The following is a 15,475-nucleotide window of genomic DNA, read 5'->3' on the forward strand; positions in this document are numbered from 1 at the left end:
TTGGTCCAGGAATTGTTAATCCTCGGGGGTTCGATCCAGATACAGGCGGGTAACGGAAGTCGATTCGCCTTGTTCTATTTCCCGTTCGCTTGCCTCTTCTTCCATTTCATCATGCATATTCATGCCAGGTGCAAGAGTCGGCCCGGTTTCCTCATTGCGCTTCTTCTTATTTTTCATTCCATCGGGGCTCCTTTAAGATAATGTTAAGCTTAGTATGGCAGGTTTTAGAAAAATCATCCCATCGTATGGATCGCTGCTTCGAGAGGACGTAATTTTCCGGATTTCGACTACTCCCCTCGGCACTTTCTTCTTAAGAAAGCAAACCTCAATCCTGAAGTTCATCTGTTGTAAGGGCTGCCAACCCAAAGCGATAATGGAGGTACCATTAAATTAAGGGGGATGTGCTAAGTGGGCATTAAACTTGGAAAAATTGCGTTGATCGGAGTGCTGGCGTTGTCTTTGGGCGCCTGTGGCGGCAATTCGGGGAACCAGGGTTCCGATAACGGTCAGGGATCGAATCCGCCGGCCAATTCCAATGAAGGCAGCAAGAACGACCCGAAAGAGAAAATCCAGATCACCTTTCAGAATATTTTCCCCGATCCGACTGACCCGAAGCATGGCATTATGAAGAAGATCGTTGCGCAGTATGAGGCCGATCATCCTAACGTGAAGATCGAGCTCGATTCGTTGAATACCGATCAGCAGAAGCTTAAGCTGAAGACCCAGGCTGCTTCCAAGGAGGTGCCCGACATTACGGTTGTCAATCCGGCAGCTCAAATGAAACCGTTCGTTGATGCGGGATTATTTGCGCCATTAAATGATATGGTGGAGAAGAACGGTCTGAAGGAAACGTTCCAGGATGGCCTTCTGGACTGGTACACCTTCGACAATAACTTATATGCGCTGCCCGACGGCAATAATATCGGCGTGGTCTATTATAACAAGGAACTGTTCGAGCAGGGCGGCGTTCAAGTGCCGACCACCTTCGAAGAAATGCTCGAGGTCGTTACCACACTCAAGGCAAAAGGCATACAGCCGATGGTCATCGGAGAGAAGGATACCTGGACCGGCTCCTTCCTGTTCATGAATATGCTTCTTCGTACAAACGACGGGCCCGGCTTCCTGCAGGATGTACTGGACGGCAGGAAAACGTTCGAGGACCCGGCCTTTATCGAGGCGGTCGACAGCTTCCAGGAGCTTGTTCAAGCGGGGGCTTTCCAGGAAGGGGTAACGTCCTTCGACTACAATGCGGGAGAGAATCTGTTCAAAACCGGCAAAGCCGCGATGTATTACATGGGCAGTTGGGCCACCGGCGGGATCGAAACCTCCTCGGTTAACGGGAAAGTCGGCGTCTTCAAATTCCCTACGATTAATGGAAACGGAGATCCGGACGAATTTATGCTGGCCCCGGGCAGTGCTTTTGCCATATCCGCCAATAGCAAGCATTTGGAGGAGACGAAGGATTTTCTAAACTACTTTATGCTGAATTTTCCGATAGAGTCCTTCAAAGCGAAAGGTGCGGTCGGGATTGGACAGAAAGTGGACGGCGATTACAAGGAAGCCGGTTACTCGGAAATGGCGATGGAAATCCTCTCCTTCTTCAAGGATGTGAAGGGCGGCGATCTGGCTTTCGACAATACGATGAATCCCGGGACGGCACAAGCCCATCTAACCAGCATCCAGAATCTTTTTGTTCAGAAGAAGGATGCGGCGGAGGTTGCGAAGGAGCATCAAACTGCATTTGAAAGCAACCAATAAACAAGCGGGTACCTCGGTACGGAAGGGGAATAAATTCCTTTTTCATAATAATAAAACTCGTAAGCTGCGCATGAGGGGTTATTTCACATCGAGGCAGCATAAGGGTTGGGGCCCGCTTTCAATCCTTTGCCCCAATCATGGACAGGAGGAGAATTACGTTGAATGTGCTAAGAGTCTCTGCGTGGAAAATAGCGGCCTTCATACTGCCGAGCGTGCTGCTTTATGTCGGAGTCGTATTCGTGCCGATTCTGGTCTCCTTCTACAGCGGACTACTCGATTGGAACGGAATAGGAGAATCGACCTTCGTCGGACTGAACAATTTTGAGAGGCTGCTCTTCCACGATCCGGTGTTCTGGCCGTCCGTGCGCAGAACGTTAATGTTTGCGTTCTTCTCCATGGCCGAAATTCCATTCGCATTATTTGTGGCCATTTTGCTGAACCGTTTTGTCCGAAAGCCGAATTTCCTCGTATCCAGCTACTTTTTGCCGGTGATCTTGTCGGTCGTTGTGGTGGGCCAGTTATGGAAAACGATCTACAACCCCGCTTCCATGGGAGGAATGCTGAATCAGGTGCTGGATTGGCTTCAGTTAAGCGGTTGGACCCGTTCCTGGCTGACGGACCCCGCCATCGCTATGTATTCGCTATATTTTGTCGCCCTATGGCAATATTTGGGATACCATGTCCTGATCCAATTTACCGGGATTCAGAATATTCCTTCCGACATTTATGAAGCGGCCAAAATCGATGGCGCAGATGGACTGAAAGCCGATTGGCATATCACTTTGCCCATGAACATTCCTATTTTTAAAATATCCGTCGTGCTGGCCTTTATCGGATCGCTGCAAGCGTTCGACATGGTCATGGTGATGACCGGAGGAGGACCGGCGCATGCTACCGAAGTGATTTCCACCTATATGTATAACATGTCTTTTTTATCGATGAAATACGGGTACGGCAGCGCGATTGCCGCGTTCCTGGTCGTCCTCTGCCTGCTGGCTACGATGATTATTAATATGGCCTTCAACCGGCTGGAGAAAAAATATACCTAGAGAGGAGGCTGTTCATGAGCGCCACCGTTCCTGCTCTTTCTTCACAACCGGTTAGACCTTCGGGGAAGAAGCGGGTGTCACTGCCGAAGGCTGCTGTTCTCGTTCTCTTGTCCGTGCTGTTTGTTACGCAATTGTATCCGCTTCTATGGTTGTTTATTTATTCGTTCAAAACCAACGAAGAGATCTTGTCCGGAAGCTTCTTCTCCTTGCCGGCTTCCCCGCAGTGGATCAATTATGTGAATGCGGTGGAATCGGGCCATTACTTCAAATATTTGCTCAACAGTCTGATCGTTACCTCCGTGACGATGCTGATTGTGCTGCTGTTTAGCTCGCTGGTCGCGTTTGCCATTGCCCGATTTAAGTGGCGGTACGGGCAAGCCGTCCTTCTATTGTTTCTGGTTGGGATGATGATCCCGATGCAGGCGACTTTACTGCCGCTTATGATCCTTTTTAAAACTATGGGGATATTGAATACGCATTTATCCCTGATTTTGCCGTATGTCGCTTTTCAGACCCCGATTTCGGTATTTATTCTGAGCAGCTTTATGAAGTCTGTCCCCATGGAACTGGAAGAGTCGGCCGTTGTGGATGGTGCCGGGGTGTTTCGCATTTTTCGCAGCATCACTTTACCGATATCCGTTCCTCCTATGATGACGGTCTGTATTCTTTCCTTTATTAATATTTGGAATGAATATATTATGGCCGCAACCTTTATCTCCTCGGAGAAATTGAAGACATTGCCGTTCGGTGTAAACAGCTTCGTCAGCCAATATTCGGTCAATTATGGAGCTATCGGCGCTTTTCTAGTTCTTGGGGCCCTGCCGGTGATCCTGATCTATTTTCTGCTTGCGGACAAAATTACTAAAGGAATGGTGGCGGGCGCCGTCAAAGGCTAGCGCTTGCCAAGGAGTCCGTTCCAAATGTCCCGAAGTACCGGAGCATCACCGTTATGAAGGCGACCGGCGACCGGAAGTCGAACTTTCTCGGACTGGAAGAGTGCTTCCTCCGTTCGACAGACTCCTTGACGGTTGGGTGATAAGATGGGAGCAGGTCGGGTTATTAAAGGAGAGGGCTTGAAGATGGCGCGTGGGCGCGGAATCCATTCCATTCGCGGTCGGTTGTTTCTGCTGTTTCTCTCTTCCATGATGGTTCTTCTCATGCTCGGCAGTTATCTTTATTATCGCAGCACTACGGACTTAATTCATGAGAAAATAAGCGATATGGCGGAGAAAAATATTTCTCAGACGGCCGGCCTGTTTGATCTGCTTCTTGAGGGATACATCAGTGTGACGAAATCGTTGAATAGCAACTATGAACTGCTTCGCCTTCTGCAGGAGAGGGAGAAGGAAAAGGATCCGGTGGCCGGCGTTAATGTGGAACGGATGATCCAAAACATTATGGGTGCAGTGTTCTACTCTCGCAAGGACATTATAGGAATTCATATCATTACGGATAAAGGCAAAATTTATACTTATGAAAATCGTTTTCCTGGGGCGACGGATGATGTCGAATATGTGGAGACGGATTGGTTCAAGAAGCTGGAGCAATCCTCCGGGGAGGCCGTCTGGATGGGATTATACGAAGGCCCGGTATTTGACTCTTCGGGGGATGGGGCTGTTTTTGCATTCGGCCGGAAGCTGTACGATCTGTCGACCTATCAGACGATCGGAGTTCTCCTCATCGAAACGGATCCGAGGCCGATCCTCGAAGCGCTCTCCAATGTCACTATTAGTCCGAACAGCCGGGTCTACATTGTGGATAAGGAAGACAAGGTGGTGGCTTCCACGGAATGGAACCGCGTGCAGGCTCCCACCTCCAGCGGATTGCCGCGTCCGACGAGTCATGGTGCCGTTGTCGAGAACCGTGAAGGGGAATTAGTTGCCGCCGCCCAGGTTGACCACGCGGAATGGACTGTGTTCGGACTGACTCCGGAGGCGGATATTCATGCGGAGATCATCAAGACAAGAAAGTATCTGATTATCGTCAGTGTGCTGCTTGTCCTTCTGTCCATTGCGCTTGCTACTTTGATTTCGCGGAATATTTCCTCTCCTCTCAAGCTGCTGATTCGTCAAATGCGGCAGGTGGAGAGGGGGAATTTCAGAGGCGCGGTCAATGTTCGTTCCTTTGAGGAAATCAACAGTCTGGTCTCCTCGTTCAATCGAATGGTTCGACGGATGGACGAATTGATTGAGCGGATTACGCTAGCTTCCATCAGTGAGAAGAATGCCGAGCTGCAAGCGCTGCAATCTCAGGTTAATCCGCATTTTCTATACAACACGCTCGATATGATTTATTGGATGCTGGATGAACGGGAGAATGACCGGCTGGGGCGGGTCATTCTTGCGCTTTCCCATATGTTCCGGTACAGCAGTGACTGGCAGGAGGCCTCGCGGACGACCTTGCGTCAGGAGCTGGATCAGATGCGCCATTATATGACCATCATCGAAAGCAGATTGGAAGGAAGAGTCCATGCCGAGATCGATGTAGACCGCCGGTGGCTGGATGTCCCGCTGCCGAAGATGACCATTCAACCGATTATTGAAAATGCCGTGAAATCCGGACTGGAGCCGGTGGATCGGCCGGGGAAGCTTCGTGTTTATACCCAAACAACAGAGCGCGAGCTTCTTGTTGTAATCGAAGATAATGGCATCGGCATAGAGGAAACGGCTCTCCATGCTCTGCGTGCGTCGCTATATGGCATCGGTTCCAGAATATCCGAGGACAGGCGGGAAGTAGAGCTTATCGGTTCGAAAACTACGGCGGAGGGCGCGGATCAGTGGAAAGCCGAGGCCACCCCGACTGCAGAAGAGGGCAAAGGCTCGCGGAAAGGAATCGGGCTGCCCAATGTTCACCGCAGAATTGCGCTGATGTTCGGGGAAGCCTACGGTCTCAGAATAAACAGCATCATCGGGTCTGGGACGACAGTCATTGTCGTGATGCCGTTGCCTGCCATAGAGGAGGATGATGATCATGAACTTGTTGATTGTCGACGATGAACATGTCATTCGCGAAGGTATTCGGAGAACGCTGCGAAATCACTTTCCCCACTGCCGCACGTTCCTCGCCGCCAACCCGGAGGAGGCAACCGCTTTGCTGCGCAATCATTATATCCACATTGTACTCACCGACATCTTGATGCCGGGGATGACCGGTCTGGAGTTGATGAAAGTGTCAAGGAAGCGCCATCCGCATATTAAGTGGATCGTGATTTCGGCATACTCCGAGTTTGCCTACGCGCAGGAAGCCGTCCGGCTCGGAGCCAAGGATTACTTGCTTAAGCCGATAGGCAAAGAGGCGCTGATCGAAAGGATAGGCAGGTTAAAAGAGGAAATTGCGCGGGAAACGGAGCTGGCCGAGGATGCGGAATGGTGGAAGAGCGGCCGCAAATATTTACGGGAGGCTATTTTTCAGAGGGTGGCTCTGGGGTTGGATACCGGCCGGTTTGATTTGGGACGGTTTATGGAAAACCATCCATTCTTCCACCTCATTCTGGTCAAGATGGAAAGCGACAGGAATGTCCAATTGGAAAATTTCATCGTCGAAAATGTGCTGAGCGAGCTGATTGATAGATACGGGCACGGGTTCGTAACACTGCTGGACAATAAGAGCTTGCTGGGGTTGATTACGTTGGAAGAAGAGAGCAGGCTCGGCGGGTTATTGAACGAACTGCGAGCCCATCTGAAACAGTATCTCCGCCTTCCTTTCCAAATGATGCATTCGGAGCGGGTAGACCATTTTACTAAAGTGGCGGAAAAAGTCCGGCGGATGAGACAGTTTTCCACAATTCAAGGTTATGAGCATTACGCAGAAGGCGGGGAACGTGCCGTGGAGGTGGCGCTTCATTATATCCGTTCTCATTATCAGGAGGATCTGTCGCTGGAGAAGGTAGCCTCCATCGTTTACCTTAATCCGGTCTACTTCAGCCAGTTGTTCAAGCAGAAAACAGGACAAAATTATAAGGAGTATGTCATTCAATTACGTATGGAGCAGGCCAGACAGCTCCTGCTGAACCCTCGATTGAGGCTTGCGGATATCGCAGAGCGGATCGGGTATCAGGATGTCCGCTATTTTGCGACCTTGTTTCGCAAGAAGTATGGGGCCAGTCCGTCGGAATACCGTCAAGCCTGCATTAGCGGGAATGGAAAGGGGATATTCTAGCGAACACGGTAGTATCGCTGAAACGTGACGAGATCTAAACGATATGTCCGTATATAGGAGAAAACCTGCGAGTTTCAGTTGCGGTGTAACCGTTTTGCTTCCAGCATTCTTGTCCTCACCTAGCCGGACGATGAGTCAGCCGCTCATGCTCCGGCTCTAGGTGAATAAACACTTTAGGAGCATGTAGAACCTTCTGCAGATCGCTCTCTATCCGGTCGCAGAGATCGTGGGCCGTCACAATATCTGTATCGGAAGGCACGACGAGATGGAAATCGATATGCTCCTCGGGACCGGACCTTCTCGTTCTCAGCGCGTGGTACTCGATGAATTCCTCTTTGTAAGAATCAATAATTTCTCGCACGAGCTTCTCTTCCTCCTTGGACAGACGCGTATCCAACAACGGCAGGAAGGATTCCTTCCCCAGCGAGAAAGCTTCTTTCATAATATAAACGGCTATCGCTATCCCGATCAGCGGATCGAGCAGATAGAAATCGGTCAGGCTGACCAGCAGCAAGCTGAGAGCTACCCCTAAGGAAGAGTAAACATCGGTCAGGAGATGCAGGGCATTGGAACGCATGGCTACGGATTGCGTTTTCTCCCCTACGTTCTTGACGATGCGCCCCACAATCAAGTTTATTCCTGCACCTATCAGCATAGCGGTAACACCTAGAATGGGCAGACGAATCGGCTCGGGGTGCAGCAGCTTCTGTACGGATTCATAAATAATCCAGATTCCTGCCACGAAGATGAGCAGCGTTTCGATCGTTCCCGAAACATTCTCAAATTTGCCATGTCCGTAAGGATGATCCTTATCCGGAGGCTTGGAGGAAATGCGAACGGAGAAAAAGGCGATAACCGACGCCATCAAATCCAGCGAGGAATGGATGGCTTCGGAAATGACAGCCACGGATCCCGTTAACACACCGACGATCAGCTTGAGCGTGACGACAAAAAAATTACTGATTATGGACAAGCTGGCGGCTCTGGTTGCTTTCAAATCAATCATTCCTTTATTCATTCGTTTCGTTAACGATCTTCTCTTAATATCTTATCCGATGAAGTTCGGGTGGGTCTATAGAAACAGTGTTGGGGGGTATCCAATAAATAGGATCAACTATAAATTGTTGAACGCAGCTAACAAATCAGGCCGTTCTTATAGGTCCGGGATAATAAGACTTTTAGATCGTATAGTCAAAATATATGAATAAGAGAGGACGCTGTTTCGGCGTTCTCTCTGTTGTTTAAGTAAGATTGCATGGAAGTTTGCGATAATAGCGGCTGAATAGGATGAGTTTGAACGTGCCGCCGATTATGATACAATAATTAGGAACATTTTCCCATGGCGAGGAGTGTTAACAGTGAGAAGAAAGCTCATGTTTACCGCAATGATGTCACTTGTTGTCGCAGCTTCTATGTCTATAGGCGCATGGGCCGCCACCAGCCTGGAAGAGGTTAAAGCCTTATTGAATAAAGGCATCCAGATAGAATTAAATGGCCGTTCCCTGCAATTTAAAGATGAGCAGGGGGGAACTCTCTACCCGATCACTTATGACGGCAATACTTATCTCCCCGTTCGATCCGTCGCCGAATCGTTAGGGCTGTCCGTGGCTTGGGACGGAGAGGCTAACAAAGTCCTTCTGAATGAAGGCAGCTCCCCTAGCGCTTTGAAGAGCTTCAATGTCAATGAAACCATCGTGAGCGGACCGATGAAAATGACCATTACGCAAATAACGTTGGACCCGGCTTACCGAAGCACTCCATATTCCAAACCGGTTAATGCCGTGGTCTTTAAAGTAGAGGTTGAGAATACATCCGGTGAGACAGTGAACTGGAGTCCCCATCAAGGAAAGCTGGTGCTCAATACGAAGGAGCAGATCGAGACCGGTATCTACCATTCCGATCCTGTAGGAGGGGAGTTTAGGGGAGAGGTTCTGAAGAAGGGCAATATTGTGTTTCAGGTAGAGAGCAACCTGGAGGAGGTCGCTAATCTGACCTATTATATTTCAGAGCCTTATAATAACCAATCCGACAGGGTGGGAGACGAAACGAGCGTGGAATTTGAATTGAAATAGATGTCGGGGATGCCGTTCTCCAAGAGATGTTGAAGTATTTCCATAAGAAGAACCTCGAAATCCGTCAGGATGAAGAGGTTTTTTTGTTTTCGCGACTTGAGCCATCCTGATAATGCGCTGCATTTGGAATGGATGGTTCAATCTAAAAATTTTTTATGGAAGCATTGGAAGAATAGGAAGAATAGTTTTCAATATTTTCTAGGGGGAAAGATTAAATATAACGAAAAAAACGATTGCGTAGGACGGAAAATCCATGTAATGTAAAAAGGGTTAATTTGATTTCCGAATAGAAGGAGCGAATAAATACATGTCCACCGCACCGTATCCCACCCTTCTCCAATGGGGTTATTCCGCAACCGGTTTGTTCAGGCCATCCTGTTGTCCGGATTGCTCCTTCAGATTGGAATATGGGTTCGTAATTACGCGATATTGCTTTTTGTCATGGAGATGACCAACGAGGATCCGTTCGCGATATCCATGATCTATGTGGCCGAATTTGTGCCTATTTTCGTTTTTTCGTTTATCGGCGGGACTTTCGCCGACCGATGGCGTCCCAAGCGGACGATGATCTGGTGCGATTTGCTCAGTGCAGTGTCCGTCTTCGTCGTGCTGCTCACGTTAATGTTTGCAACTTGGCACGCTGTCTTTTTTGCCACGTTGATCTCGGCTATATTGTCCCAGTTTTCCCAGCCTTCCGGAATGAAGCTGTTCAAGCTCCATGTCCCGGAGGAATTGATGCAAATGGGGATGTCATTGTATCAGACGATGTTCGCCCTTTTTATGATTCTGGGGCCTGTTCTCGGGACGTTTGTCTATCAATCGTATGGAATCAACGTCGCCATTCTAATCATGGGTGTCGCCTTCCTCTTATCTGCGGCAGCTCTCACCTTGCTCCCGGCGGATAGGCAAGAGGAAAAGAAAGAGATTTCGACCACAGTTCGTGAGGAAATGGCCCAGGGCTTCCGGTATGTGCTCCAAAGCCGCTCCCTGACGCTGCTGGGAGGCTGTTTCATGCTGGCCGGTCTGGCTATCGGATTAATCCAGCCGCTGTCCGTCTTTCTGGTAACCGAGAGACTGGGGTTAGATAAGGAAAACCTGCAGTGGCTCATGATGGCGAACGGAATCGGGATGATTGTCGGAGGCGGTCTGGCAATGGTATTTGCACGCAAGATCGCCCCTCAGCGATTGCTGGCTTTCGGAATGGTGGTCAGTGCCGTCGGAATGCTGATCGTCGGTTTCTCAACCAACCTATGGCTGACACTCGGCGGGCAGCTGCTCAGTGGCCTGGTCATGCCCGCGATTCAGATAGGAATCAGCACGCTCATTCTGCAAAGCACCGAATCCTCTTTCGTAGGCCGGGTGAATGGAATATTGAATCCTCTCTTCATGGGATCCATGGTCGTAACGATGATGGTGTCCGGGGTGCTTAAGCCGTTAGTCACGCTCGTAGGGATGTTCACAGTCGCCGCGGTTTTGTTCGTGATAGGGGTCATCGTCATTTCTCCGCTTCTAGGCTCTTCATACAAGCCGGGGACGGCCGGAAATGGTTCCGATTCGGAGGCTTCCGCCGTGAAGCCAATGGGCGAAATGATGGAGCCTTAACAAGGTATTAGCTTAAGAGGGTGTACTCCAGGTTATCGGATGGATGACTAGGGACACCCTCTTTGTTATCTTTCCAAGGACAGACATGACGTCCAACGGAAAAGCCGGCGCCTATTTTATCGGCCGATCCGGCAATTTAGGCGGATGCTATCCGCAGACAACCCCGCTCTTCTCATCTAATACATCAAAAGCGATGATTTGGCGGGAGGGAAGAACGATGTTTCGCAGAAAGCTTGGCTTAAGGGTTAACGAATCTCTTCGCACCTTGGAAGCTATTGATCTGGTTAATTGGAAGAAGAATGCCCGGAACAGAGCTAAGAGGGCCCCTGTCGAGCTGAATGAGGAATGGCTCATTCCATCAGAGGAGATAAGTGATAAGGGAAACCGGAAAGCCGGAAGGCAAGAAGGCAGGACGGCAAAATCCGGGGTTATTCGGAGGGCCAGGAAAGAAAGGGACGTCTATTCCTATGACAGGGCGGTTGCGCCGGCCAAAACCGGGGGAGATTGGAACGAGCAGACATACCGGAGAATCAGAGACACCGAACTACCCCAGAGGGCGTCAACACCCAATGACCTGTATCATCTCATCCATGATCATTTGGACCATATCCAGGAGATGACTGTGGGAGTAGAGCAGCTTATGAAGGCTTCCGCCGAGCTGGTTCGCCAGTTGGAGCGTACTTTCGGACGCGAATAAATTATTTTGATTTTGAACAAACTATAATTTACAAGTCCTCCAAAATAAATTATAATGATTATAAACAAGTAATCAATTTAATTTCATAACGCCCTGAATTTGTTTTGTAGCATGCTGCTCCCGTATAAGGAGCGGCATGTGTCGTTTTTAGGGGGTTAAAAATGGTAATCATTCTCATTGAGATAAGGAGGGCTATGATCATGAGTACTTCTCTGCAAACGGCAAAAGAATCGATCCGTGAATCTAAAGGCTGCAATAGTAAGGATGACTATGAAGGTAGAGGAAATGATTGGATGAGTAAATATGGAGAAGGCATAGCGGCCCTGGCGAGCGGAATTCTGATCGCAGCAGCCTGGGGAATGGGGTATGTGTCGGAGCCCGTCTCTATTGGCCTGTATCTGCTGGCATTCGTTGTAGGAGGATTTGTCAAAGCGAAGGAAGGTCTTCATACCCTGATTGCCGAGAGGGATCTCGACGTTAATCTGTTAATGATTCTTGCCGCCATCGGGGCAGCCAGTATAGGCTACTGGACGGAAGGGGCCGTGCTGATCTTTATTTTTTCCTTAAGCGGCGCCTTGGAAACTTATACAATGCAGAAGAGCAGCAAAGATATTTCTTCTCTAATGGACTTAAAGCCGGAAACGGCTCTTCTCTATAAGGATGGCAAGGAAACAGAGGTGCCGATCGAGCAATTGGCGGTGGGCGATCTGGTTCTGGTTAAACCGGGGGAGAGAATTCCCGCCGACGGGCTGATTCGCGAAGGGAGCTCTGCCGTGGATCAGGCTTCGATTACCGGGGAGTCGATCCCGATCGATAAAGAGCCTGGGGATGAAGTGTTCGCCGGTACGCTGAATGGCCATGGAGCGCTGTTCGTTGAAGTTTCCAAGCCGAGCGAGTCTACCTTATTCGCCAAAATCATTAAGCTGGTGCAGGAAGCACAAAGCGAAAAACCGGCCTCCCAGCTTTTCATAGAACGGTTCGAGCGGATTTATGCCAGGGTCATTATATTAGTTACGCTGCTGTTAATTGCCATACCGCCATTCCTGCTTGGCTGGGATTGGGAGGCTACTTTCTATAAGGCGATGGTGTTTCTGGTCGTTGCTTCCCCTTGCGCTTTGGTCGCTTCGATTATGCCGGCCGTGCTGTCAGCCGTATCCAATAGTGCGCGGAAGGGCGTTCTGTTCAAGGGTGGTGCTCATCTGGAGAACATTGCCCAAACAAGTGTCGTAGCCTTCGATAAAACGGGGACGCTCACCTACGGTCAACCGGCGGTTACGGATTGGGCAGCCTATCAAGGTCTGAGCGAGGAGGAACTGTTCGAAATCGCCGCTTCCATCGAAAGCTTGTCCGAGCATCCGTTGGCGAAAGCAATTGTTGACAAGGCCAAGGAGAAGCAACTGAACATCGGGCGGGCTTCGGGGCTCAAGGCTCTGACCGGCTGGGGAGTTCAGGCGGATTACCGCGGGAATACCTGGAAAATCGGCAAGCCCTCCTTCACCGATAAAGAATGGATGAATGAAGAAATAGAAGCCATCGTAGAGAAATGGGCGAATGAAGGCAAGACGGTCACCATTGTCCAGAACTCGCAAGGAGTAGCAGGGGTGTTGGCTCTTCAGGACCGGATCCGTCCGCAAGCCAAGCAGGCGATCGCCCGCCTGCGGAAGCTGGGCATTACGGTGGCCATGCTGACAGGAGATCAGCGGAGAACGGCTCAAGCGATCGCCGATGAAGCGGGGATCGATCTCGTCTTTGCGGAATTGCTGCCGGAAGATAAAGTGACACGAATCAAGGAACTGAAGGAGAAATACGGCAAAGTGACGATGGTCGGAGACGGGGTTAACGATGCTCCGGCGTTGGCTACGGCAACCGTAGGGATTGCTATGGGAGCGGCCGGAAGCGATGCTGCGCTTGAAACCGCCGATCTGGTTCTGATGAATGACGACATCGACAAAATTTCGATGGCGGTCGAGCTTGGCCGCCGGACCCGGAGAATCGTTAAACAGAACATCGTCTTTGCCATTTCCGTCATTGCTCTGTTGATTCTTTCGAATTTCGCGCAAGGGATCGCGCTTCCTCTTGGCGTCGTCGGTCATGAAGGCAGCACCATTCTGGTCATTCTCAATGGCCTGCGACTGCTTCGCTAATATTTGCCCGGGTTGGTTTGAGCGGGTTGATTGATGTCCGGCTGACGATGCCGTGTGTTGATGCAACTATTTGCTGCGCTGCGTGGCAAGATACATTTTAATGGTCCTAATCGGGATAGCGATTGAGGGACCATTCAAAAAGGGGCGAGAGATCGCCCTTTTTTGTTACCATATAGGAATCATTTAAATTTAATGCGATGTAGGATAAAGTTTCCTATGGGGCATAAAAAGCTTCCGCTATACCGGGTTATACATCTTCAGTTCCGGAGCTCCCTGCAAAGTACCCGGGATACGCTTCGAAGGTCACACGTCACTTTGTGGGGTATTGATAGGCTCCGTTAGGTGCTTTTTTACCACATTAGAAAGTTTAAGTTCATTAAAGCATTAAAATGGAACAAACTTTCTAATTGGCATAAAAAGCTTCCTCTAATACCGGGTTATTCATCTTCGAGATGGCTCCGTTAGGAGCTTTTTTTATTGATCCAAGAGAACGGGCCCGTTCGTTCCGGGGCTGACTTCGCTTTCTCGGCCATGCAGCCGCTGTATGGGCGGAAACAGGCGCATGGCCCTAAAGACGAGCAAAAATGCAGTAGAATCTCGTCCTTTTTCCGAAATGGAGCGAAAGACGCTCAAAAGTGCATGTCTTTTTGGCCAAACGGTGGGATTTTCGCAAAAACCGTCCAAAAGACCTGCACAATCGCTCTAGAATCCGGCATCGCGCAGATTTTTCCCCGAAAGACCTGCACTTTTGCTTTTCTTTATGAAATAGAAGAGCAGAACCTCGGAGATTCCTTCATCAAACGATTTTCAAGTGGAGTGCCGGAGACTTTCCGCTTATGGCTACAACTCCTAAAATGAGCACAAGAAGCGCCAGAAGCGCCAGAAACGCCAAAAGCGCCAGAATCCCAGAACGCCAGAATTGGCAAACACTGTGCACAAATTTGCTCTTTTGTTCATGTATGCGCTTTAGCGAGCTTATTTTCCCCCTATAAAGAAAAGCCCTCTCTTTTTTTAACAAGAAAAAGAATAGGAAGAATATCGATTTTATATTGTGGATCGTTAAGAATACTGTTGACAAAAGGGATAGAACTGGAATAATCTATTATCGAGTGGATATAAGCACAAATTTAATTCAAATGAACATAAATAAATGAGTGAATTATTTTATCAAGGGGGGATCAGGATGCTGGCGGCCGAACGAAAGCTTCGAATAGTGGAGTATGTCAAGCAGAAGAGAGTGGCGACGGTATCAACGCTTGCCAAAGAATTTCAGGTCCATGAGGCGACGATCCGCCGGGACCTGGCTGAAATCGAGCAGGAAGGTCTGCTGCGGCGGACTCACGGTGGAGTCATTGTGGACAGGGGAGCCAATAAAGAGCCCTCCTTCTCCGAGCGGGCCTCCGATCAGCTGGAGCAGAAGATGCGCATCGGGCAGAAAGCGGCTGAACTGATCGAGGACGGAGATCACATTATATTGGATTCGGGTACGACCACCATCCATATTGCCCAGAATATTAAAGACCGTTCCAACATTACCGTAGTCACCAACGATATGAATGTCGCAGCCGAGCTGCGTGATGCGCCCGGTATCAAGGTAATTGTGACCGGGGGGGAGCTATACCCATCCAGCTTTATGCTTAACGGCATGTTCACGGATAGGGTGCTGGAGGGGTTGCATGTGCAGAAGGCTTTCATCGGTACTCCAGCGATTCATCCCAAGCACGGGCTCACTCATCCCGAGGCCCAGCTCGTTCCGACGAAGCAGGGAATGATTGCCGCCGCGCAAGAGATTATTGTTGTGGCGGATGATACGAAGATCGGCAAAGTATCACTGCATACAGTGGCTCCCATTCAATCCATCCATACATTTATAACGGGAGAGGAAGCATCGGAATCTTATATCAAGCTGTTCAAGGATATCGGCGTCCATGTGATTGCGGTTTGATGAATAAATGGTTGAAGCATCGCTAGTTTGCTTAGGCAAAAGTTTCGAAT

At 49.6% G+C, this 15,475-nt stretch carries 13 protein-coding genes; 11 read left to right on the top strand and 2 right to left on the bottom strand.

The window, feature by feature from the left end:
• Positions 1-15: 15 nt before the first annotated feature.
• Positions 16-177 carry a hypothetical protein gene (locus FS806_RS25775; RefSeq protein WP_186328373.1) on the bottom strand — a complete coding sequence of 54 codons (162 nt, stop codon included), beginning with the start codon at positions 175-177 and terminating at the stop codon, positions 16-18.
• Positions 178-408: 231 nt separating this feature from the next.
• Here FS806_RS25775 and FS806_RS14850 point away from each other — a divergent pair, with 231 nt between their 5' ends.
• The 5 genes from FS806_RS14850 (at position 409) to FS806_RS14870 (ending at position 6,965) form a co-directional block, all read left to right on the top strand.
• Entirely contained in the window at positions 409-1,758 is a 1,350-nt protein-coding gene (locus FS806_RS14850; protein ID WP_225312565.1) for an extracellular solute-binding protein, read from the top strand.
• A 158-nt stretch (positions 1,759-1,916) separates the two neighbouring features.
• A complete protein-coding gene (locus FS806_RS14855; protein ID WP_144937993.1) occupies positions 1,917-2,807 on the top strand; it encodes a carbohydrate ABC transporter permease in 891 nt (296 codons plus the stop codon).
• A 14-nt stretch (positions 2,808-2,821) separates the two neighbouring features.
• Entirely contained in the window at positions 2,822-3,703 is an 882-nt protein-coding gene (locus tag FS806_RS14860) for a carbohydrate ABC transporter permease (protein WP_144937996.1), read from the top strand.
• Positions 3,704-3,835: 132 nt separating this feature from the next.
• Complete coding sequence (locus FS806_RS14865) at positions 3,836-5,803, top strand: cache domain-containing sensor histidine kinase (RefSeq protein WP_260982100.1); 1,968 nt, start codon at positions 3,836-3,838, stop codon at positions 5,801-5,803.
• The gene (locus FS806_RS14870) at positions 5,778-6,965 is read left to right on the top strand and encodes a response regulator (protein ID WP_144938002.1); all 1,188 of its coding nucleotides are present in this window, start codon (positions 5,778-5,780) and stop codon (positions 6,963-6,965) included. The genes FS806_RS14865 and FS806_RS14870 overlap by 26 nt, the downstream gene beginning before the upstream one ends.
• Positions 6,966-7,080: 115 nt before the next feature.
• Here FS806_RS14870 and FS806_RS14875 read toward each other — a convergent pair whose 3' ends face one another.
• Positions 7,081-7,971, bottom strand: coding sequence for a cation diffusion facilitator family transporter (locus FS806_RS14875; protein WP_144938006.1), 891 nt, complete (start codon positions 7,969-7,971; stop codon positions 7,081-7,083).
• Between the two features lie 352 nt (positions 7,972-8,323).
• On the opposite strand from FS806_RS14875, the gene FS806_RS14880 reads away from it, so the two are divergent.
• The 6 genes from FS806_RS14880 (at position 8,324) to FS806_RS14905 (ending at position 15,425) form a co-directional block, all read left to right on the top strand.
• Positions 8,324-9,037: a stalk domain-containing protein gene (locus tag FS806_RS14880; RefSeq protein WP_144938009.1), complete on the top strand. Its 714-nt coding sequence runs from the start codon at positions 8,324-8,326 to the stop codon at positions 9,035-9,037.
• Between the two features lie 339 nt (positions 9,038-9,376).
• Positions 9,377-10,639, top strand: a complete 1,263-nt coding sequence (locus tag FS806_RS14885; RefSeq protein ID WP_144938012.1) for an MFS transporter — start codon at positions 9,377-9,379, stop codon at positions 10,637-10,639.
• A 217-nt stretch (positions 10,640-10,856) separates the two neighbouring features.
• Entirely contained in the window at positions 10,857-11,336 is a 480-nt protein-coding gene (locus FS806_RS14890) for a hypothetical protein (RefSeq protein WP_144938015.1), read from the top strand.
• 194 nt (positions 11,337-11,530) lie between these two features.
• A complete protein-coding gene (locus tag FS806_RS14895; protein ID WP_397347528.1) occupies positions 11,531-13,480 on the top strand; it encodes a heavy metal translocating P-type ATPase in 1,950 nt (649 codons plus the stop codon).
• 477 nt (positions 13,481-13,957) lie between these two features.
• Positions 13,958-14,338, top strand: coding sequence for a hypothetical protein (locus tag FS806_RS14900; protein WP_144938021.1), 381 nt, complete (start codon positions 13,958-13,960; stop codon positions 14,336-14,338).
• 325 nt (positions 14,339-14,663) lie between these two features.
• The gene (locus tag FS806_RS14905) at positions 14,664-15,425 is read left to right on the top strand and encodes a DeoR/GlpR family DNA-binding transcription regulator (protein WP_144938023.1); all 762 of its coding nucleotides are present in this window, start codon (positions 14,664-14,666) and stop codon (positions 15,423-15,425) included.
• Positions 15,426-15,475: the final 50 nt, after the last annotated feature.

The sequence above is a fragment of the Paenibacillus sp. 32O-W genome (genome assembly GCF_007679495.1).
GTDB lineage: Bacteria > Bacillota > Bacilli > Paenibacillales > NBRC-103111 > Paenibacillus_L > Paenibacillus_L residui.

What these genes read in the sequence shown, in the direction of transcription:
- FS806_RS25775 (WP_186328373.1), bottom strand. Translation starts at nt 177, where the DNA reads ATGAAAAATAAGAAGAAGCGCAATGAGGAAACCGGGCCGACTCTTGCA.
- FS806_RS14860 (WP_144937996.1), top strand. Translation starts at nt 2,822, where the DNA reads ATGAGCGCCACCGTTCCTGCTCTTTCTTCACAACCGGTTAGACCTTCG.
- FS806_RS14870 (WP_144938002.1), top strand. Translation starts at nt 5,778, where the DNA reads ATGAACTTGTTGATTGTCGACGATGAACATGTCATTCGCGAAGGTATT.
- FS806_RS14875 (WP_144938006.1), bottom strand. Translation starts at nt 7,971, where the DNA reads ATGATTGATTTGAAAGCAACCAGAGCCGCCAGCTTGTCCATAATCAGT.
- FS806_RS14885 (WP_144938012.1), top strand. Translation starts at nt 9,377, where the DNA reads ATGGGGTTATTCCGCAACCGGTTTGTTCAGGCCATCCTGTTGTCCGGA.
- FS806_RS14890 (WP_144938015.1), top strand. Translation starts at nt 10,857, where the DNA reads ATGTTTCGCAGAAAGCTTGGCTTAAGGGTTAACGAATCTCTTCGCACC.
- FS806_RS14895 (WP_397347528.1), top strand. Translation starts at nt 11,531, where the DNA reads ATGATCATGAGTACTTCTCTGCAAACGGCAAAAGAATCGATCCGTGAA.
- FS806_RS14905 (WP_144938023.1), top strand. Translation starts at nt 14,664, where the DNA reads ATGCTGGCGGCCGAACGAAAGCTTCGAATAGTGGAGTATGTCAAGCAG.